This window comes from Streptomyces sp. NPDC029122 (assembly GCF_055569445.1).
Map to the genome: position 1 here is coordinate 40538 of NZ_JBVHWK010000022.1, position 19630 is coordinate 60167.

The window sequence follows — 19630 nt, forward strand, 5'->3', positions numbered from 1 at the left end:
CTTTACGGACCGGTCCACTCGGTCCGCGTACGCTGCGCCACATGACCCGTCGGCCCCACGAGGCACACCGCCCCGATCCGTACGCGGAATCCACCGCCCCGCTGCCCGCCCCCGAGATCACCGAGGCGGAGTGCCGCCGCTGCGGCACCTACATCGCGGGCCTGGACGGGCGCTACGCGTGCGGGGTCTGCGGCTGGGTCAACGACCACTCCGAGGGCCACCGCAGGCTGCCGAGGGCCGACGAGGACCCCGACCGGCCGCCCGCGGGCCGCAGGCGGCCCCGCCGGCTGCCGGCCCTCCGGCCGAGGGACACCGACGCGGAGCCCACCGCCGGGACCGCCGCCGGAACCACTGAGGAACCCGCCGCCGGGCCCGCCCCGGAGCCCGCCGCCGGGCCCGCGGGACGGTCCGCGCCGGGGGCCTGAGGGGCCGCGCGCGGGCCGCCGTACTCTTGACCGGGGTGCGATGCGTGCACACAGCAGGTTCCACACACAGCAGGTTCAACGAGGAGGCGCTGCGGTGACTGAGCTTCGGTTTGTCCATCTGGGCTTCGGGCCGGAATCCGTCGAGTACACCGCGGCCTGGGAAGAGCAGCGCCGGGTGCACGCGGCCCGCTTCGCCGACGAGATCGACGACACCTGCCTGATGGTGGAGCACGAGCCGGTCTACACCGCCGGCCGGCGCACGGACCCCAGCGAGCGCCCCCTCGACGGGACCCCGGTCATCGACGTGGACCGCGGCGGCAAGATCACCTGGCACGGCCCGGGCCAGCTGGTCGGCTACCCGATCATGAAGCTGCCGCGTCCCGTCGACGTGGTCGCCCACGTGCGCCGCCTCGAGGACGCCCTCATCCGCACCGCCGCCGACTTCGGCCTGGAGACCACCCGGATCGAGGGCCGTTCCGGCGTCTGGGTGCTCGGCGACCCCGTGGAGCAGCGCCCGTCGATCGGCGGGCTCTCCCTCGACTTCACGGTGCCCGCCACGGACCCGCGTACGGGCGACGACGAGTTCGACGCACGCCTCCACGGCCCCGAGTACGCCCCGTCCAACGCCGGCCAGCGCCGCGAGGACCGCAAGCTCGCCGCCATCGGCATCCGCGTCGCCAAGGGCGTCACGATGCACGGCTTCTCCCTGAACGTGAACCCGGACAGCACCTGGTTCGACCGGATCATCCCCTGCGGGATCCGGGACGCCGGTGTGACCTCGCTCTCGTACGAACTGGGCCGGGAGATCACCATCGCCGAGGTTTTGCCGGTCGTCGAACGGCACCTGAGGGACGTGCTGGAGAACGCCGAGCTGCGGCCCCGCGAGATCGAAGCCGCCGGGGCCTGACCCGGCGGGGGAATGCGTCCGGCCGGCCCCCGGTTGGCGGACGTAAGAGCGTACGAATTTACGGGCGTACCCTGGTGGGCGCCGAAGAATCGAAGTCACAGGGAGCCGGTCGTGTCCGCAGTCGCACCCGACGGACGCAAGATGCTGCGCCTGGAGGTCCGTAACAGTCAGACCCCCATCGAGCGCAAGCCCGAGTGGATCAAGACCCGGGCGAAGATGGGTCCCGAGTACACCAAGATGCAGGCCCTGGTGAAGGGCGAAGGACTGCACACGGTGTGCCAGGAAGCCGGCTGTCCGAACATCTACGAATGCTGGGAGGACCGCGAGGCCACCTTCCTCATCGGTGGCGACCAGTGCACCCGGCGCTGTGACTTCTGCCAGATCGACACGGGCAAGCCCGAGGCCCTCGACCGGGACGAGCCGCGCCGCGTCGGCGAGTCCGTGGTCACCATGGACCTGAACTACGCCACCATCACCGGCGTCGCCCGCGACGACCTGGCGGACGGCGGAGCGTGGCTGTACGCGGAGACCGTGCGCCAGATCCACCAGCAGACGGCCGGCCGCGAGGCCGGGCACACCAAGGTCGAGCTGCTGGCCCCCGACTTCAACGCGGTCCCGGAGCTGCTGGAGGAGGTCTTCGCCTCCCGCCCCGAGGTCTTCGCGCACAACGTCGAGACGGTGCCGCGGATCTTCAAGCGGATCCGCCCCGGCTTCCGCTACGAGCGCTCCCTCGAGGTGATCACCAAGGCTCGCGCGTACGGCCTGGTCACCAAGTCGAACCTGATCCTCGGCATGGGCGAGGAGCGCGAGGAGGTCAGCCAGGCGCTGAAGGACCTCCACGAGGCCGGCTGCGAGCTCATCACCATCACCCAGTACCTGCGGCCCTCGCCGCGGCACCACCCCGTGGAGCGCTGGGTGAAGCCGGCGGAGTTCGTGGAGCTGGCGAAGGAGGCCGAGGAGATCGGCTACTCCGGCGTCATGTCCGGCCCGCTGGTCCGCTCCTCGTACCGCGCCGGACGCCTGTACAACCAGGCGATGGAGAAGCGCGCCCGGAGCGGAGCGCAGTCGGCCTGACTCCGTGTGCGTGTGAACTCACGCACAATGCTTACCAATCGGTAACACCGCATCGGCGCGGCCCCTAGGCTTCTTTCGTGTGAGAAGCCCGGCGGGCCGCGTCTTTGTTTGCAACGTGTCCATCACATTTGACCGACCGGCCATGCCCTGGTAACACCAGTGGGTGACGCTGGATCCACGCACCGCACACGCCACAGAGCGAGCAGCGAGAGTAGGGGTCGACATCATGCAGGCCGCGCCAGTCCGCGCCATCGCCATCCCGTCCTTCAGCGAGGCCTTCCGCGGCCTGGAATCGCTGCTCATGAGCGGTGCCCGGCGCAATGCCTGGGCGGCCGTCCTGGAGGACCGCCGCCGGGCGAAGGACCGGGTGGAAACCGAGCACGTACTCGAGGCCGCGGCGACCCGGACCCCGCAGGGCACGTAAACTCGCCTCATGGCGAGGAAGTCAAACGCAGAGACTGCTGCGAACCCCGGGCGACTGAAGCAGATCGCCCTGACGTACAAGATGACGCGCAAGGCCGACCCCAAGGTCGGTCTCATCGTCGCGGGCGTGGGAATCGTCACCTTCGGTGTCTTCCTTGCGATCGGCTTCCTGATCGGCCACCCGGTCTACCTGGGCATCCTGGGCTTCCTGGTGGCGTTCCTCGCGATGGCGATCGTCTTCGGGCGTCGGGCCGAGCGGGCTGCCTTCGGGCAGATGGAGGGGCAGCCGGGCGCTGCCGCGGCCGTACTGGACAACGTGGGGCGGGGCTGGACCACCACCCCGGCCGTCGCGATGAACCGGAACCAGGACATCGTCCACCGGGCCGTCGGCAAGGCGGGCGTGGTCCTGATCGCCGAGGGCAACCCGAACCGGGTCAAGACCCTGCTCGCGGCCGAGAAGAAGAAGCTGGCCCGGATCATGCCCGACATTCCGGTCCACGACTTCATCGTGGGCACCGGCGAGGGCGAGGTGCCGCTCAAGAAGGTCCGTACGACGCTGCTGAAGCTGCCGCGCGTCCTGTCCGGCCCGCAGATCACGCAGGTCAACGACAAGCTCCGGGCCATGGGTGACCTCATGAGCAACATGCCGGTCCCGAAGGGGCCGATGCCCAAGGGCATGCGCATGCCGCGCGGCGGAAAGATGCGCTGACCGTCTCCTCGTACACACGGAGGGACGCGGAGAGACATGAAGGGGCGCCCCCCGGCCGGATGGCCGGGGGGCGCCCCTTTGTGTATACGAGCGGCGTATATGAGCCAGCGCTCCCGCGCGGAAACGCCTCTACGCGAAGGCGGTGGTGTACCGCTAGATCCTGACCTGGACGGCGCCCGCGAGGCGGTCGTGCAGTCCGCGCCCGTCACGGTCCCAGACCAGCGCCGGGACGACGAGGGCCAGCAGCAGGGTGCGCAGCACCACGCGGGGGATGCCGAGGCGGCCGCCGTCCTGCCCGATCACCCGGAGCCCGAGGATCCGCTTGCCGGGGGTGAATCCCACGGTGGCCACGGTCAGCAGGGTCAGGGACAAGAAGAGCGCGAGCGTCCAGTTGCCCGCGGCGGCCAGGTCTCCGTGGGTGATGAGCCCGTACGCGATCAGCTGGCAGCCGATCCAGTCGATGGCGACGGCCCCGAGCCGGCGTCCGAAGCGGGCCGCGGAGCCCGGGCCCGACCGGGGCAGACCGAGCCGCTGGCCCGGATAGCCGAAGTCGACGCCCATCTCCTCGGCGGCCGCGCGCGGGCCGGAGAGCCAGGAACCGATTGCTTGCCTGTTGTCCACTCCACCACGGTACCGGTGCTCCTCCAGGGGACCTGGACCGGACCCTGGTTAACTTGTGCGAAACAAATGGGTCATGCTTGGGAAATCCCGTCTGCTTATGGTCGGGTCAGCGTGCGGCACCGCACTGACGCGCCACGAGCTATAAAGCCCGTCCCTGCCCCGGGACCGGGAGTAGGAGGAGTTGGATGTTCAAGAACGCCGACGAAGTGAAGCAGTACATCGAGGAGAACGACGTCAAGTTCGTCGACGTCCGCTTCTGCGACCTGCCTGGTGTGATGCAGCACTTCACCATCCCGGCGCGAGCGTTCGACCCGGCGGAGGAGCTTGCCTTCGACGGTTCCTCGATCCGCGGTTTCCAGGCGATCCACGAGTCCGACATGGCGCTGCGTGCCGACATCAGCACCGCGCGTCTGGACCCGTTCCGCAAGGACAAGACGCTCAACATCAACTTCTTCATCCACGACCCGATCACGGGTGAGGCCTACAGCCGCGACCCGCGCAACATCGCCAAGAAGGCCGAGGCCTACCTCGCCTCCACCGGCATCGCCGACACCGCGTTCTTCGGCCCCGAGGCCGAGTTCTACGTGTTCGACAGCGTGCGCTTCGCGACCTCCGCGAACGAGGGCTTCTACCACATCGACTCCGAGGCCGGCGCCTGGAACACCGGTTCCGAGGAGAACAACCGCGGCTACAAGGTCCGCTACAAGGGCGGTTACTTCCCGGTCGCCCCGGTCGACCACTTCGCCGACCTGCGCGCCGAGATCTCCCTCGAGCTGGACGCCCAGGGCCTCCAGGTCGAGCGCCAGCACCACGAGGTCGGCACCGGCGGCCAGGCCGAGATCAACTACAAGTTCAACACGCTGCTGGCCGCGGCCGACGACCTGATGCTCTTCAAGTACATCGTGAAGAACGTCGCCTGGAAGAACGGCAAGACCGCGACCTTCATGCCGAAGCCGATCTTCGGTGACAACGGCTCGGGCATGCACGTGCACCAGTCGCTGTGGGCCGGCGGCGAGCCGCTCTTCTACGACGAGGCCGGCTACGCGGGCCTGTCGGACACCGCCCGCTACTACATCGGCGGCATCCTCAAGCACGCCCCGTCGCTGCTCGCCTTCACCAACCCGACGGTGAACTCGTACCACCGCCTGGTGCCGGGCTTCGAGGCGCCGGTCAACATGGTGTACTCGCAGCGCAACCGCTCCGCCGCCATGCGCATCCCGATCACGGGCTCGAACCCGAAGGCCAAGCGCGTCGAGTTCCGCGCGCCGGACCCGTCCTCGAACCCGTACCTGGCCTTCTCGGCCCTGCTCCTCGCGGGCCTCGACGGCATCAAGAACAAGATCGAGCCGATGGAGCCGATCGACAAGGACCTCTACGAGCTCTCGCCCGACGAGCACGCGAGCGTCCCGCAGGTCCCGACCAGCCTCGAGGACGTCCTCAAGGCCCTGGAGGAGGACCACGAGTACCTCCTCGCCGGCGGTGTCTTCACCCCGGACCTGATCGAGACCTGGATCGACTACAAGCGCACGCACGAGATCGCCCCGATCGCGCAGCGCCCGCACCCGCACGAGTTCGAGCTCTACTTCGACCTCTAAAAAACGGGATCGTGCCTGATGGAAGGCCCCCCGCCGCTCTCAGTGGAGAGCGGCGGGGGGCCTTCTGCTTTTGACAGGCCGCTCCGCCCGCGCAACGGTTGATAGGAAGTAAAAGCCCGATAAACCCGACATGTTCGGAGGTGCATGAAGATGCGCCGTAGGATCGTTGGAGCCGTTGTCGCCGGAGCCGCCGGACTCGCCATGGGTCTGCTGCCCGTCACCAATGCCTCCGCCCACGACGGCGGCTGGGACTCCCGCTCCGACCACCGTCACTCCGGCCACCACTGGGATGACGGCTGTGGCGGGAACGGCCACTGGAACGACCACGACCGCGGCTGGGACGACGACCGGGGTCGTTGGGACCACGCCGGCTGGCACCACCACGGCGACTGGCACGACGACTGGGGCGGGTGGCGCTGACCCGCACACCTGACTGTCCTCACGATGCCCCTGCTCCGCGGCTCAGCGGAGCAGGGGCATCGCGCCGGTGAGCTCGCGCAGGGCGCGGACGGCGAGGTCCGCCGGGGAGCCGGGGCCCGAGACCGGGCCGTCGCCGGCGGACCAGAGCTCCAGTGAGACGCGGATCGCGTCCGTGGCGGCCGCCGCGAGGAGGCGTACCGACATCTCGTCCGCCTCCGGACCGGCCAGCCGGGCCACCACGGGGACCAGGCGCTCCTCGGAGTCCTGGTTGACCCGGTACCAGACCGCCCGCAGGGCCGCGTCCGAGGCGGCCGCGCGCAGCAGGCCGCGGGTGACCCGGAGCCCCTCCTCGACGGACGGGGAGTCGCTCAGGGAGCGGGTCACCGCACGCTCCAGGGCCTCCGCGAGGGGGGTGCCCGGGTGCTCCTCGGCGAGCAGCGCGCGCCAGGCGTCCCCGCCGCCCGCGAGCAGCGGGGCCACGGCCTCCTGCTTGTTGCGGAAGTAGCGGTAGAAGGTGCGCAGGGCGACCCCGGCCCGGTGGGCGATGTCCTCCGCGGTGGTGCCGTCGGGGCCGTGCGCGGCGAAGAGCTCGCAGGCGGCGCGGGCGATGTCCAGCTGGGTGGCGGCCTTGCGGCGCTCGGTCAGCGACTGGGCTCCGGGGCCGCTCTGGGGGGAGTACGGGCGGGGAGATCTCACGGGTGCAGCCTACGCCAGGAGTAGCACGCCCATGCATTTCATGCCAGTCTGGCAAATCGTGTCACGCACTCGGTACGCTCCCCCCATGAACCGTTACGAAGGACGCCGCGTCCTCATCACCGGCGGCGGCTCGGGCATCGGCCGGGCCACCGTCCACCGCATTCTCACCGAGGGCGGCCGCGTCCACGCCGTCGACGTGAACGAGGCCGGACTGAAGGCCACCGCCGAGCAGGCCGCCACCGACGGCCGGGCCGCCCGGCTCACCACCGCGGTCCTGGACATATCCGACGAGGCCGCGGTCCGGGCGGGCGTCGCCGCCGCGGTCGACGCCCTCACCGGCATCGACGTACTGGTCAACGCGGCGGGCATCCTGCGCTCCGCGCACACCCACCGCACCACGCTCGACCTCTGGAACCAGGTGATCTCGGTCAACCTGACCGGCACCTTCCTGATGATCCGCGAATCGCTCCCCGCACTGCTCGCGGGCGAGCAGCCCGTCGTGGTCAACTTCAGCTCCACCTCGGCGAGCTTCGCCCACCCCTACATGTCGGCCTACGCGGCCAGCAAGGGCGGCATCCAGTCCATGACCCACGCGCTGGCCGCCGAGTACAGCAAGCAGGGCCTGCGCTTCGTCTCCGTGGCCCCCGGCTCCATCGAGAGCGGCATGACCACCGGCACCGGCCCCGGCCTGCCCGAGGACACCGACTGGAGCCTGTTCACCAAGCTCGCCCCCGCCCTCGGCCAGGGCTTCGCCGGCCCGGAGACCGTCGCCGGGGTGGTCGCCATGCTGGGGTCCGAGGACGGCGCCTTCATCACCGGCACCGAGATCCGCATCGACGGCGGCACGCACTACTGACCGCCGAACCGCTCCCAGAGCCGGGGGAAGCGCTCCGCCAGCAAGGCTTCGTTCTCGAAGTCCAGCGGGGTGCCCTCCGGCTCCTCCGCCTGCAACGGGACGCCCAGATCCGGGGCCACCGCCCCGGTGAGCTGCTCGTACGCCTCGTCGGCCGCGTACCCGAGCTCCTCGCCGTCCCCGTCGACCTCCTCGTCGAAATCGTCCAGCAGCTCCGCCAGCCGGTCCGGATCGTGCACCGCGCCCTCGAAGACCTCCCGGCCCTGCCCGATCAGCCAGCACCGGAAGTAGTCGAACGCGTCGTCGCTCGCCCCGCCGAGCAGCACCCAGGCCGCGCCCCACAGGTCCCAGGTGTACGCCCGGTTGTACCGGGACTCGAAGTGCCGCGCGAAGTCCAGCACGGAGTCGGGATCGAGCTGCGCCAGCCGTTCCACGAGCAGCTCGGCGTGTTCCTCGGGGTCGCCCTCGGCGGCCTCGCGGGTACGGTCGACGATCTCCCAGAACTCCGTCTCGTCCATCACCGCTCCAGCATCACGGGTGCGCCCCCGCGCCGCCACCGCTCATACGGCCAAAGGCCGGTGCCCGACCCCCTTGGGGGTGGACACCGGCCTCCGGTACGTCAGCGGCACACGGCTCAGAGGCCGTAGCGCTCCCGGGCCTCCTTGACGGCGGACGCCGGGACCTCGCCGCGGCGGGCGAGCTGGGCCAGCGCGGCCACCGCGATCGACTGGGCGTCGACGCCGAAGTGGCGGCGCGCGCCCTCACGGGTGTCGGACAGACCGAAGCCGTCCGTGCCCAGCGAGGTGTAGTCCTGCGGCACCCACTGGCTGATCTGGTCCGGGACCTGGCGCATCCAGTCGGAGACGGCCAGGACCGGGCCCGGGGCGCCCTCCAGCACGCGGGTCACGTACGGGGTGCGCTCCTCGCCGCGCAGCAGCGCCTCGTCGCACTCCAGCGCGTCCCGCCGCAGCTCGCCCCACGAGGTGGCGGACCAGACGTCGGCGGCCACGTTCCAGTCGGCGGCGAGCAGGCGCTGCGCCTCCAGGACCCAGTGGATCGCGGTGCCCGAGGCCATGAGCTGGATCTTCGGGGCGTCGGCGGCCGGGGCGGCCTCGCCCAGGTCCGAGGCCTGGTTGAAGCGGTACAGGCCCTTGAGGATGCCCTCCTCCACGCCCTCGGGCATGGCCGGCTGCACCTTCGGCTCGTTGTAGACCGTCAGGTAGTAGAAGACGTCTTCCGGCTGCTCGCCGTACATCCGGCGCAGGCCGTCCTTGACGATCACCGCGATCTCGTACGCGAAGGCCGGGTCGTAGTTGAGCGACGCCGGGTTCGTGGACGCGATCAGGTGCGAGTGGCCGTCCGCGTGCTGGAGGCCCTCACCGGTCAGCGTGGTGCGGCCGGCGGTGGCGCCGACGATGAAGCCCTTGCCGAGCTGGTCGGCGAGCTGCCACATCTGGTCGGCGGTGCGCTGCCAGCCGAACATCGAGTAGAAGATGTAGAAGGGGATCATCGGCTCGCCGTGCGTCGCGTACGACGTGCAGGCGGCGATGAAGTCGGCCATGGCGCCGGCCTCGGTGATCCCCTCGTTGAGGATCTGGCCGTCCTTGGCCTCCTTGTAGTACATCAGCTGGTCGCGGTCGACCGGCTCGTACGTCTGGCCGAGCGGCGAGTAGATGCCGGCCGACGGGAAGAGGGACTCCATACCGAAGGTACGGGCCTCGTCGGGGACGATCGGCACCCAGCGCTTGCCGGTCTCCTTGTCCCGCATCAGGTCCTTGACGAGGCGGACGAAGGCCATGGTGGTGGCCATCTCCTGCTTGCCGGAACCCTTGATCAGCGGGGCGAAGGAGCGCTCGGCCGGCGCCGGCAGGGCCACGTGGTGGACCTTGCGGGCCGGGGCCGGACCGCCGAGGGCCGCGCGGCGCTCGTTGAGGTACCGCACCTCGGGGCTGTCCGCGCCCGGGTGGCCGTACGGGACCTGGCCGTCGGCGAAGGCGCTGTCCGGGATCGGGAGGCCGAGGAGGTCGCGCATGTCCTTGAACTCGTCGGTCGTCAGCTTCTTCATCTGGTGGTTCGCGTTCTTCGACTCGAACCCGGCACCCAGCGTGTAGCCCTTGACGGTCTGCGCGAGGATGACCGTCGGCGCGCCCTTGTGCTCCAGGGCGGCCTTGTACGCGGCGTAGACCTTGCGGGGCTCGTGGCCGCCGCGGGAGGTGTGGAAGCACTCGGCGATCTTCGCGTCGGACAGCACGCCGGCCAGCTGCACGAGCTCGGCGTTGACGCCGAAGAAGTGCTGGCGGATGTAGGCCACGTCGCGGGTCGCGTACGTCTGGAACTGGGCGTCCGGTACCTCGCGCAGGCGGCGTACCAGGGCGCCCGTGGTGTCGAGCTGGAACAGCTCGTCCCAGGCGGTGCCCCACAGGGTCTTGATGACGTTCCAGCCGGCGCCGCGGAACTGCGCCTCCAGCTCCTGGACCACGCGGAAGTTGGCGCGGACCGGGCCGTCGAGGCGCTGCAGGTTGCAGTTGATGACGAACGTCAGGTTGTCGAGCTGCTCGCGGGAGGCCAGGGCCAGGGCGGCGGTCGACTCGGGCTCGTCCATCTCGCCGTCGCCGAGGAAGGCCCAGACGTGCGAGTTGGAGGTGTCCTTGATCCGGCGGTTCTCCAGGTAGCGGTTGAAGCGCGCCTGGTAGATCGCGGAGAGCGGGCCGAGACCCATGGAGACCGTGGGGAACTCCCACAGCCACGGCAGGCGCCGCGGGTGCGGGTAGGACGGCAGGCCGTTGCCGCCGGACTCCTGGCGGAAGTTGTCGAGCTGCTGCTCGGAGACGCGCCCGTCGAGGAAGGCGCGGGCGTAGATGCCGGGGGAGGCGTGGCCCTGGATGTAGAGCTGGTCGCCCGATCCGTCGGCCTCCTTCCCGCGGAAGAAGTGCTGGAAGCCGGTCTCGTACAGCCACGCGGCGGAGGCGAAGGTGGCGATGTGGCCGCCGACGCCGTACTTGGAGCCGCGGGTCACCATGGCGGCCGCGTTCCAGCGGTTCCAGGCGGTGATCCTGGCCTCCATCTCCTCGTCACCGGGGAAGGCCGGCTCGGCGGAGGTGGGGATGGTGTTGACGTAGTCCGTCTCCAGCAGCTTCGGCAGGGCGAGGCCGGCGGCCTCGGCGTGCTGGAGGGTGCGGCGGAGCAGGTATTCGGCGCGGCGCGTACCGGCGGCCTTGGCGACGGCGTCGAGGGAGGCCGCCCATTCGGCGGTCTCTTCGGTGTCGCGGTCCGGGAGCTGGTCGAGCTCGCTCGGAAGCTTTCCTACGGGGTCGGACATCGGTGTGCGCCGCCTTCCGGACAAAGGAGAGGAGGTGGTGAAGAAAACCCTGACGGGCAGGACAGGGTCGATGGGCCCGGGTGGGGCCCGCAGTGACTGTAAGTCCCTGATCGATGATCGATCAAATAAAAGTGACGAATATTCGACGATGAGACGAAAGTCGGCACCCCGTGCCATGAACGCAGGCACGCCGTGCCGGTTTCATGAGTACACGACAAGGAGCTGGCGATCCCCTGGAGGATCGCTCAAAACCGCAGGTCAGGCACTACGCGGGGCGCAGCCCAGAACATGCCGCTTCACCAGAACCCCGATGTCCGGGTCCTGACTGCGGAACGCCGCGACGAGCGCCTCGTGCTCCTCCGCGTAGGACTTCTGGACCGTTCCCAGCCACCGGATGGACAGGGCCGTGAACACCTCGATCCCCAGGCTCTCCCAGGTGTGCAGCAGCACGCTGTTCCCGGCCGCCCGCACCATCTCCCGGTGGAAGCCCACCGTGTGCCGCACCTGCGCCGTGCCGTCCTGGGCGCGGTCGGCCTCCCACAGGGCCGCCACGTGCGGCTCCAGCGCCGAGCAGTCGGTGGCCAGCTTCGGCGCGGCCAGCTCGGCCGCGATCTGCTCCAGGCCGGCCCGGACCGGGTAGATCTCCTCCAGGTCGGCCGCCGAGAGGTTCCGCACCCGCACGCCCTTGTTCGGCGCCGACTCGATCAGCCGCAGCGTCTCCAGCTCGCGCAGGGCCTCGCGCACGGGCGTCTGGCTGACCTCCAGCTCCACGGCGATCCGCCGCTCGACGATCCGCTCACCCGGCTTCCAGCGGCCGCTGACGATCCCCTCCACGATGTGCTCGCGGATCTGCTCGCGCAGCGAGTGCACGACGGGTGGGGTGATCATCGGGGTTCAACTCCTGTGTGTGCGGACACGCGGGGCCTGATGCCTAGACAATAAGGCCGCCGTGGCCTGCTGCGATGCGTTCGTGGTCAGGGACGCAGGGTGAGGCTCGTTACAACGACGGCGCCCCCGACCGGAAAGATCCCGGTCGGGGGCGCCGCGGTGCGACAGACGATGCTGCGCGGGGGCCTTACAGGCCGAGCTCGACCTCGAACTCGCCGGCCTCGAGGATCGCCTTGACGGCGGTCAGGTACCGGGCCGCGTCCGCGCCGTCCACCAGACGGTGGTCGTAGGACAGGGTCAGGTACGTCATGTCCCGGATGCCGATGTTGGTGCCCTCGGCGGTCTCGATGACCACCGGGCGCTTGACCGTGGCACCGATGCCCAGGATCGCGACCTGGTTCGGCGGGACGATCACCGTGTCGAACAGCGCACCGCGCGAGCCGGTGTTGCTGATGGTGAAGGTCGCGCCGGACAGCTCGTCCGGGGTGATCTTGTTGCCGCGGACCTTGGCGGCCAGGTCGGCGGTCGCCTTGGAGATGCCCGCCAGGTTGAGGTCACCGGCACCCTTGATGACCGGGGTCATCAGGCCCTTCTCGGAGTCCACGGCGATGCCGATGTTCTCCGAGTCGAAGTAGGTGATGGTGCCCTCGTCGTCGTTGATCCGGGCGTTGACGACCGCGTGGGCCTTCAGCGCCTGGGCGGCGGCCTTGACGAAGAACGGCATCGGGGACAGCTTGACGCCCTCGCGGGCGAGGAAGCCGGCCTTGGCCTTCTCGCGCAGCTTCATGATCTTGGTGATGTCCACCTCGACCACGGAGCTGAGCTGCGCCTGCGAGTGCAGGGCCTTCATCATGTTGTCGCCGATGACCTTGCGCATGCGGGTCATCTTGACGGTCTGGCCACGCAGCTCGGACACCGCGGCCGGGGCCTTGGCGGCGGCCGGAGCGGCGGCGGCCGGAGCCGGGGCGGCAGCGGCGGCCTTGGCGGCCTCGGCGGCGGCCAGGACGTCCTGCTTGCGGATACGGCCACCGACGCCGGTGCCCGTGACCGCCGACAGGTCGACGCCGGACTCCGAGGCGAGCTTGCGCACCAGCGGGGTCACGTACGCGCCCTCGTCGCCGGAGACGGCAGCGGGAGCGGCCGGGGCCGCGACCGGAGCGGCCGGAGCCGGGGCGGCGACCGGAGCGGCCGGAGCCGGAGCGGCGACCGGGGCCGGAGCAGCCGGGGCGGCGACCGGAGCCGGGGCGGCCGGAGCCGGAGCCGGGGCGGCCGGAGCAGCCGGGGCGGCGGCCGGGGCCGGAGCGGCGGCGGCGGGAGCGGCGCCCGCGACGCCGATGACGGCCAGACGGGCGCCGACCTCGGCGGTCTCGTCCTCGCCGACCAGGATCTCCAGCAGGGTGCCGGAGACCGGCGCGGGGATCTCGGTGTCGACCTTGTCCGTGGAGACCTCGAGCAGCGGCTCGTCGGCCTCGACGGACTCGCCGACCTCCTTCAGCCAGCGGGTGACGGTGCCCTCGGTCACGGACTCGCCCAGCGCGGGCAGCACGACGTCGGTGCCGGAGGCGGCCTGGGCCGGAGCGGCGGCAGCCGGGGTCTCGGCCGGTGCGGGGGCGGCCGGGGCCTCGGCGGCGGGTGCCTCGGCGGCGGGGGCCGCAGCCGCGGCGGGCTCGGCGGCCGGGGCGGCGGCAGCGGCCGGAGCGCTGGAGCCGTCGTCGATGACGGCCAGCTCGGCGCCGACCTCGACGGTCTCGTCCTCGGCGACCTTGATGGAGGCCAGGATGCCGGAGACGGGGGAGGGGATCTCGGTGTCGACCTTGTCGGTCGAGACCTCGAGCAGCGGCTCGTCGGCCTCGACGCGTTCGCCCTCGGCCTTGAGCCAACGGGTGACAGTGCCCTCGGTGACGCTCTCGCCGAGCGCCGGAAGGGTTACGGAAACCGGCATGGTTTCAGTTGCTCCTAACGAAAGTGCGGAAGTGGTCGTCGCGCCCGTGACGATTAGTCGTGTGCGTGAAGCGGCTTGCCGGCCAGGGCCAGGTGGGCCTCGCCGAGGGCCTCGTTCTGGGTCGGGTGCGCGTGGATGAGCTGCGCGACCTCGGCCGGCAGGGCCTCCCAGTTGTAGATCAGCTGGGCTTCGCCCACCTGCTCGCCCATGCGGTCACCGACCATGTGGACGCCGACCACGGCACCGTCCTTGACCTGGACGAGCTTGATCTCGCCCGCGGTCTTGAGGATCTTGCTCTTGCCGTTGCCCGCCAGGTTGTACTTCAGGGCGACGACCTTGTCCGCGCCGTAGATCTCCTTGGCCTTGGCCTCGGTGATGCCGACCGAGGCGACCTCGGGGTGGCAGTACGTGACGCGCGGGACACCGTCGTAGTCGATCGGGACGGTCTTGAGACCGGCCAGGCGCTCCGCGACGAGGATGCCCTCCGCGAAGCCGACGTGCGCGAGCTGCAGGGTGGGGACCAGGTCGCCCACCGCGGAGATCGTCGGCACGTTGGTCTGCATGTACTCGTCGACCAGGACGTAGCCGCGGTCCATGGCGACGCCCTGCTCCTCGTAACCCAGGCCCTGGGACACCGGACCGCGGCCGATGGCGACCAGCAGCACCTCGGCCTCGAAGGTCTTGCCGTCGGCCAGCGTCACGCGGACGCCGGTCTCCGTGTACTCGGCCTTGTCGAAGAAGGTGCCGAGGTTGAACTTGATGCCGCGCTTGCGGAAGGCACGCTCGAGGATCTTCGAGCTGTTCTCGTCCTCGACCGGGACGAGGTGCTTGAGGCCCTCGATGACGGTGACGTCGGTGCCGAAGGACTTCCACGCCGAGGCGAACTCGACGCCGATGACGCCGCCGCCCAGGATGATCGCGGACTGGGGCACGCGGTCCAGGACCAGAGCGTGGTCCGAGGAGATGATGCGGTTGCCGTCGATGTTCAGGCCCGGCAGCGACTTCGGCACGGAGCCGGTCGCCAGCAGGACGTGGCGGCCCTGGACGCGCTGGCCGTTGACGTCGACGGACGTCGGGGAGGAGAGGCGGCCCTCACCCTCGATGTAGGTCACCTTGCGGGAGGCGACCAGCCCCTGCAGGCCCTTGTACAGGCCGGAGATGACCTCGTCCTTGTACTTGTGCACCCCGGCGATGTCAACGCCCTCGAAGGAGGCCTTGATGCCGAACTGTCCGGCTTCGCGCGCCTGGTCCGCGATCTCACCGGCGTGCAGCAGAGCCTTCGTGGGGATGCAGCCGTTGTGCAGGCAGGTGCCGCCGAGCTTGTTCTTCTCGATCAGCGCAACGTCGAGACCCAGCTGGGATGCGCGGAGCGCCGCGGCGTAACCGCCACTGCCACCGCCGAGGATCACTAGGTCGAAAACGGTGCTGGCGTCGTTCGCCACGTCACGTCCTCCATGCATGTGCGCCGGGCACCGGTCCTCTGTGACCGGGCGGCGGCTGGTAATCGGCCGCTTGTTTCTTCGGCCCTGTGGTGGGGGCCCTGTCCTGCCGAGAACCCATCTTCGCATTTGTCGGGGGGACGCGGGACGCCGGGCCCCGGGTGTGGACCGTGGTTCTGCCCGAGATCCGGGTTACCGCTGCGTAGAAACCTACTGATTCCCTAGGTTTCTTCCAGGGCGAACGCGCCCCGGGACCGTGATCGCGGTCCCGGGGCGCGGTGTGCGTCACAAGGGCGTCTCACGGGGTGGTACGTGGGCGCCGGTGCGACGGGGGCGGTACGTCAGCCCAGGTCGCCGGTGGCGGTGCGCTCGGCCAGGCGCACCAGGGTGCGCACGGCGGAGCCGGTGCCGCCCTTCGGGGTGTAGCCGTACGGGGAGCCCTCGTGGAAGGCCGGGCCGGCGATGTCCAGGTGGGCCCAGGTGATGCCCTCGCCGACGAACTCCTGGAGGAAGAGGCCGGCCACCAGACCGCCGCCCATCCGCACGCCCATGTTGGCGATGTCGGCGGTGGGGGAGTCCATGGTCTTGCGCAGGTCCTCGGGGAGCGGCATCGGCCAGGAGGCCTCGCCGACCTCCTCCGCGATCTCGTGGATCGAGGTGCGGAAGGCGTCGTCGTTGGCCATGATCCCGAAGGTGCGGTCGCCCAGCGCCAGCACCATCGCGCCCGTCAGGGTGGCGACGTCGACGATCGCGTCCGGGTTGTCCTCGGAGGCCTTGGTCAGGGCGTCGCCCAGGACCAGGCGGCCCTCGGCGTCCGTGTTCAGGACCTCGACGGTCTTGCCGCTGTACATGCGCAGCACGTCGCCCGGCTTGGTGGCGGAGCCCGAGGGCATGTTCTCGGCGAGCGCGAGCCAGCCGGTGACGTTGACCTGGAGGCCCAGCTTGGCGGCGGCGATGACGGCGGCGAAGACGGCGGCGGCGCCGGCCATGTCGCACTTCATCGTCTCGTTGTGGCCGGCCGGCTTCAGGGAGATGCCGCCCGAGTCGTAGGTGATGCCCTTGCCGACGAAGGCGAGGGTCTTCTCCGCCTTGGCGTGGGTGTAGGAAAGCTTCACCAGGCGCGGCGGGTTCTCGGAGCCCTTGCCGACGCCCATGATGCCGCCGTAGCCGCCCTTGACCAGGGCCTTCTCGTCGAGGATCTGGACCTTGACGCCGTTCTCCTTCGCGGTCGCGGAGGCGACGGCGGCGAAGGCCTCGGGGGTGAGGTCGTTCGGCGGGGTGTTGATCAGGTCGCGGGCGACGTTGACCTCGGTGGCGACGACGACGGCGCGCTCGGCCGCGGCCTTGTGCTCCTTGTCGCGCGGCTTGGCGCCGAGCAGGGCCACCTCGGCCAGCGGCTGCTTGGGGCCGCCGTTCTTGGAGGCCTTCTTCTCGCCGCCCTGGTAGGCGGTGAAGGCGTACGCGCCGAGCAGCGCGCCCTCGGCCACGGCGGTGACGGCGGAGGCGTCGTCCAGGGGGAGGGCGAAGGCGGCCTTCTTCGAGCCGTGCAGGGCGCGGGCGGCGGAGCCGGCGGCGCGGCGCAGGGCCTCCTCGTCGAAGGGCTCGTCCTGCTCCGGGGCCGTACCGAGGCCGACCGCCAGCACGACCGGGGTCTTGAGGCCGGCCGGGGCGGGCAGCTTGGTGGTCTCGCCCTCGGCGCCCGTGGCGCCCAGCGAGTCGAGCACGGCGGCGAGCTTTCCGTCGAACGCCTTGTCCACGGCCTCGGCGCCGGCGGCCACGACGAGCCCCTTCGGGCCCTTCGCCACGCCGACGACGAGGGCGTCGGCGCGCAGCGTCGCGGCGCCGGCAGTGCTGAGAGTCAGAGCAGTCACGGTGGTGAGGTCTCGCTTCCGTTTGTGTAAGTGGGCGCTTGGGTCGCGTCGGGGTCACCGGCCGCTCCGCAGCGATCGTATGAGGGCCCGGCGGCCGCCGGAAATGAGCCTACGCGTACGTACTCGCCCGTACGTCACTCCAGGGTTTGTCAAGTTGTTCGATCAATACGGCGTCAGGTTCACCCATCTGTGGACTCTGCTCCAGGTTTGCCCCTTAGACCTGACGAGGTCCAGGAGACTCGGGTCACTCTCGCAAGGGGACGTGGGGTCCTTTTGCATGATTTCCACAGTGCCTCCCCGGCCCGGCCTTCCGCCACGGGCCGACGTCGAGGGATGCCTGCGGGGGGAAGGCCGAAATGGTCAACAAGAACCGGATGAACAGGGTCGCCGCGGCGATGGCCGCGGCAGCCCTGATGTCCGTGGCAGTACCCGCCGCGACCGCCCGGGCGGCGGTCGTGACACCGCGCATCGACCTGAAGGTGCTCGTCGTCGACGACGGCGGCAGCTCGGTGGGGGCCATCACCGCGCAGCTCAAGGACACCGGGGTCCCCTACACCCGGGTCGATCTGGCCAGTGCCGGCCGCCCCGTCATCAACGCGGCGTTCCTCGCCGACACCGTCGACGGCCGGCCCCGGGCCAAGTACCAGGGGGTCGTCCTGCCCAACGAGAACCCCTTCGGCGAGGGCTCCGCCGAGATGGCGGCGCTCACCGCGTACGAGACGACGTACGGGATCCGCCAGGTCGACGCCTACACCTGGGCCCATCCGGGGGTCGGGCTCGAGTACACGGACAACGGGGGGTACAGCGGGCAGCTCGACGGCACCCAGGCCGCCGTCACCGCGGCCGGCAAGGCGGGCCCCTTCGGCTACCTCGGGGGACAGGTCACCTTCGAGGACAACTCCGCCGTGGTTCCGGAGAGCTTCGGGTTCATGGGCAGGCCCCGCGCCGGCTACACCAGCTACCTCGACGCCCCCGTCAGCGGCGGACGGGCCTCGCTGGTCGGCGAGTACACCCACGACGGCCGCAGCGAACTGGTGGTCACCTTCGGCTACAACCAGCACCAGCGGCAGTTCCGGCTGCTGGCGCGGGGCATCGTCGACTGGCTCACCCAGGGCGTCCACCTCGGTCAGGAGCGCAGCTACTTCGCGGTCCACGTCGACGACGTGTTCGCCCCGGACGCCCGCTGGAGCACGGAGCTCAACTGTACGCCCGGCGACTACGCCTGCGCCGGCGGCCAGGGCAAGGAGAGCACGATCCGGATGACGGCCGCCGACGCCCAGTACGCGGCGCAGTGGCAGACGTCCAAGAACTTCAAGCTGGACATGCTCTTCAACGCGGGCGCCGGCGAGGAGTGGAAGGCCGAGAACGGCGGCACCGACGCGCTGACCGCCCAGCTCGTCGCCGACCGGGCCAAGTACCGCTGGATGAACCACACCTACACGCACCCCTTCCTCGGCTGCGTCCAGGACACCAGCATCAACCCCTGGACCTGCACGAAGGACGCCCAGGGCGCCGTCAAATGGATGAGCCGCGCCGAGATCTCCGCGCAGATCCGCGACAACAACAACTGGGCCCTCGCCAAGGGCATCACCACCGACCGCTCCGAACTCGTCACCGGCGAGCACTCCGGCCTCAAGACCCTCCCGCAGCAGCCGCAGGACAACCCCAACCTGGCCGGCGCCCTCGCGGACAACGGCGTCAAATGGGCCGGCAGCGACAACTCCCGGGAGCCCGACCAGCGGGCGCTCGGCGCCGCCCTCACCGTCCCCCGCCACCCGATGAACGTGTACTACAACACGGGCACCAACGCGGAGATGGCCGACGAGTACAACTGGATCTACACCAGCCGCGCCCACGGCGGCAGCGGCATCTGCGAGGACAACCCGGACACCTCCACCTGCCTGCCGGCCCCGCTCGACACCGACACCGGCTACCTGGACCACATCGTCCCGGCCGAGGCGCGCACCGCCCTGCGCCACGTACTGGCCAACGACCCGCGTCCGCACTACGTCCACCAGTCCAACCTCGCCGAGGACCGCACCCTCTACCCGGTGCTCAACCAGGTCCTCGACACCTACCGCTCGCTCTACGCGCCCAGCGCGCCGATCGTCAACCAGAGCATGAAGGACACCGGGATCGAGCTCCGGCGCCGCGCGGCCTGGAACCAGGCGATCGCCGCGGGCAAGGTGAGCGCCTACAAGATCGGCAAGGACGTCGTGGTGAAGGCGCCGTCCGGCGTCGTCGCCCCGGTCACCGCGCCCAACGGGACGAAGAAGCAGATGCTGCTCGGCACCACCGACTTCGGCACCGCCTACGCCGGAACCCGTTCCGCCTGGACGGCTCCCGAGCCGCTCCAGTCGGCGGTCACGCTCAGGCTCCTCTGACCCGCCGGCACCGCCGGCACGACCGGCGGTACCCGTACCGCGCGTACTGCCCGTACCGGCGGCA

17 protein-coding genes are annotated in these 19630 nt (G+C 70.4%); 9 read left to right on the forward strand and 8 right to left on the reverse strand.

The window, feature by feature from the left end; translation table 11 throughout:
- Nucleotides 1–41 precede the first annotated feature (41 nt).
- The 5 genes from ACZ4WZ_RS23845 to ACZ4WZ_RS23865 all read left to right on the forward strand — a co-directional run bounded on the left by ACZ4WZ_RS23845 (nucleotide 42) and on the right by ACZ4WZ_RS23865 (nucleotide 3538).
- Nucleotides 42–425: a hypothetical protein gene (locus ACZ4WZ_RS23845; RefSeq protein ID WP_467893240.1), complete on the forward strand. Its 384-nt coding sequence runs from the start codon at nucleotides 42–44 to the stop codon at nucleotides 423–425.
- A gap of 94 nt (nucleotides 426–519) precedes the next feature.
- A complete protein-coding gene (gene lipB / locus ACZ4WZ_RS23850; RefSeq protein ID WP_467893242.1) occupies nucleotides 520–1332 on the forward strand; it encodes a lipoyl(octanoyl) transferase LipB in 813 nt (270 codons plus the stop codon).
- Between the two features lie 111 nt (nucleotides 1333–1443).
- The gene (gene lipA, locus ACZ4WZ_RS23855; protein ID WP_467893244.1) at nucleotides 1444–2406 is read left to right on the forward strand and encodes a lipoyl synthase; all 963 of its coding nucleotides are present in this window, start codon (nucleotides 1444–1446) and stop codon (nucleotides 2404–2406) included.
- 226 nt (nucleotides 2407–2632) lie between these two features.
- A complete protein-coding gene (locus ACZ4WZ_RS23860; protein WP_467893246.1) occupies nucleotides 2633–2830 on the forward strand; it encodes an SCO2195 family GlnR-regulated protein in 198 nt (65 codons plus the stop codon).
- A 9-nt stretch (nucleotides 2831–2839) separates the two neighbouring features.
- Nucleotides 2840–3538 (forward strand): DUF4191 domain-containing protein, encoded by a 699-nt coding sequence (locus ACZ4WZ_RS23865; RefSeq protein WP_388935728.1) that lies wholly within the window; start codon nucleotides 2840–2842, stop codon nucleotides 3536–3538.
- A gap of 153 nt (nucleotides 3539–3691) precedes the next feature.
- On the opposite strand, the gene ACZ4WZ_RS23870 is transcribed toward ACZ4WZ_RS23865, so the two are convergent.
- The gene (locus tag ACZ4WZ_RS23870) at nucleotides 3692–4159 is read right to left on the reverse strand and encodes an RDD family protein (protein ID WP_467893247.1); all 468 of its coding nucleotides are present in this window, start codon (nucleotides 4157–4159) and stop codon (nucleotides 3692–3694) included.
- A gap of 185 nt (nucleotides 4160–4344) precedes the next feature.
- On the opposite strand from ACZ4WZ_RS23870, the gene glnA reads away from it, so the two are divergent.
- Both glnA and ACZ4WZ_RS23880 read left to right on the forward strand, forming a co-directional pair.
- Nucleotides 4345–5754 carry a type I glutamate--ammonia ligase gene (glnA, locus tag ACZ4WZ_RS23875; RefSeq protein WP_388935722.1) on the forward strand — a complete coding sequence of 470 codons (1410 nt, stop codon included), beginning with the start codon at nucleotides 4345–4347 and terminating at the stop codon, nucleotides 5752–5754.
- A 150-nt stretch (nucleotides 5755–5904) separates the two neighbouring features.
- Nucleotides 5905–6174, forward strand: a complete 270-nt coding sequence (locus ACZ4WZ_RS23880) for a hypothetical protein (RefSeq protein WP_467893249.1) — start codon at nucleotides 5905–5907, stop codon at nucleotides 6172–6174.
- Between the two features lie 42 nt (nucleotides 6175–6216).
- Here ACZ4WZ_RS23880 and ACZ4WZ_RS23885 read toward each other — a convergent pair whose 3' ends face one another.
- The gene (locus ACZ4WZ_RS23885) at nucleotides 6217–6870 is read right to left on the reverse strand and encodes a TetR family transcriptional regulator (protein WP_467893250.1); all 654 of its coding nucleotides are present in this window, start codon (nucleotides 6868–6870) and stop codon (nucleotides 6217–6219) included.
- 85 nt (nucleotides 6871–6955) lie between these two features.
- Here ACZ4WZ_RS23885 and ACZ4WZ_RS23890 point away from each other — a divergent pair, with 85 nt between their 5' ends.
- A complete protein-coding gene (locus ACZ4WZ_RS23890; RefSeq protein ID WP_467893252.1) occupies nucleotides 6956–7726 on the forward strand; it encodes an SDR family NAD(P)-dependent oxidoreductase in 771 nt (256 codons plus the stop codon).
- On the opposite strand, the gene ACZ4WZ_RS23895 is transcribed toward ACZ4WZ_RS23890, so the two are convergent.
- The 6 genes from ACZ4WZ_RS23895 to ACZ4WZ_RS23920 form a co-directional block, all read right to left on the reverse strand.
- The gene (locus ACZ4WZ_RS23895; RefSeq protein ID WP_467893253.1) at nucleotides 7720–8241 is read right to left on the reverse strand and encodes a DUF4240 domain-containing protein; all 522 of its coding nucleotides are present in this window, start codon (nucleotides 8239–8241) and stop codon (nucleotides 7720–7722) included. The two genes, ACZ4WZ_RS23890 and ACZ4WZ_RS23895, sit on opposite strands and share 7 nt — an antisense overlap.
- A 116-nt stretch (nucleotides 8242–8357) precedes the next feature.
- Nucleotides 8358–11042 (reverse strand): pyruvate dehydrogenase (acetyl-transferring), homodimeric type, encoded by a 2685-nt coding sequence (gene aceE / locus ACZ4WZ_RS23900; RefSeq protein ID WP_467893254.1) that lies wholly within the window; start codon nucleotides 11040–11042, stop codon nucleotides 8358–8360.
- Nucleotides 11043–11300: 258 nt separating this feature from the next.
- Nucleotides 11301–11927 carry a GntR family transcriptional regulator gene (locus ACZ4WZ_RS23905; RefSeq protein ID WP_467893340.1) on the reverse strand — a complete coding sequence of 209 codons (627 nt, stop codon included), beginning with the start codon at nucleotides 11925–11927 and terminating at the stop codon, nucleotides 11301–11303.
- A 190-nt stretch (nucleotides 11928–12117) separates the two neighbouring features.
- On the reverse strand, nucleotides 12118–13872 hold the full coding sequence (gene sucB / locus ACZ4WZ_RS23910) for a 2-oxoglutarate dehydrogenase, E2 component, dihydrolipoamide succinyltransferase (RefSeq protein WP_467893256.1): 1755 nt from the start codon (nucleotides 13870–13872) through the stop codon (nucleotides 12118–12120).
- Nucleotides 13873–13925: 53 nt separating this feature from the next.
- Entirely contained in the window at nucleotides 13926–15314 is a 1389-nt protein-coding gene (gene lpdA / locus ACZ4WZ_RS23915; protein ID WP_467893258.1) for a dihydrolipoyl dehydrogenase, read from the reverse strand.
- Between the two features lie 338 nt (nucleotides 15315–15652).
- A complete protein-coding gene (locus tag ACZ4WZ_RS23920; RefSeq protein WP_467893259.1) occupies nucleotides 15653–17182 on the reverse strand; it encodes a leucyl aminopeptidase in 1530 nt (509 codons plus the stop codon).
- A 356-nt stretch (nucleotides 17183–17538) separates the two neighbouring features.
- On the opposite strand from ACZ4WZ_RS23920, the gene ACZ4WZ_RS23925 reads away from it, so the two are divergent.
- A complete protein-coding gene (locus tag ACZ4WZ_RS23925; protein WP_467893260.1) occupies nucleotides 17539–19566 on the forward strand; it encodes a hypothetical protein in 2028 nt (675 codons plus the stop codon).
- Nucleotides 19567–19630 lie beyond the last annotated feature (64 nt).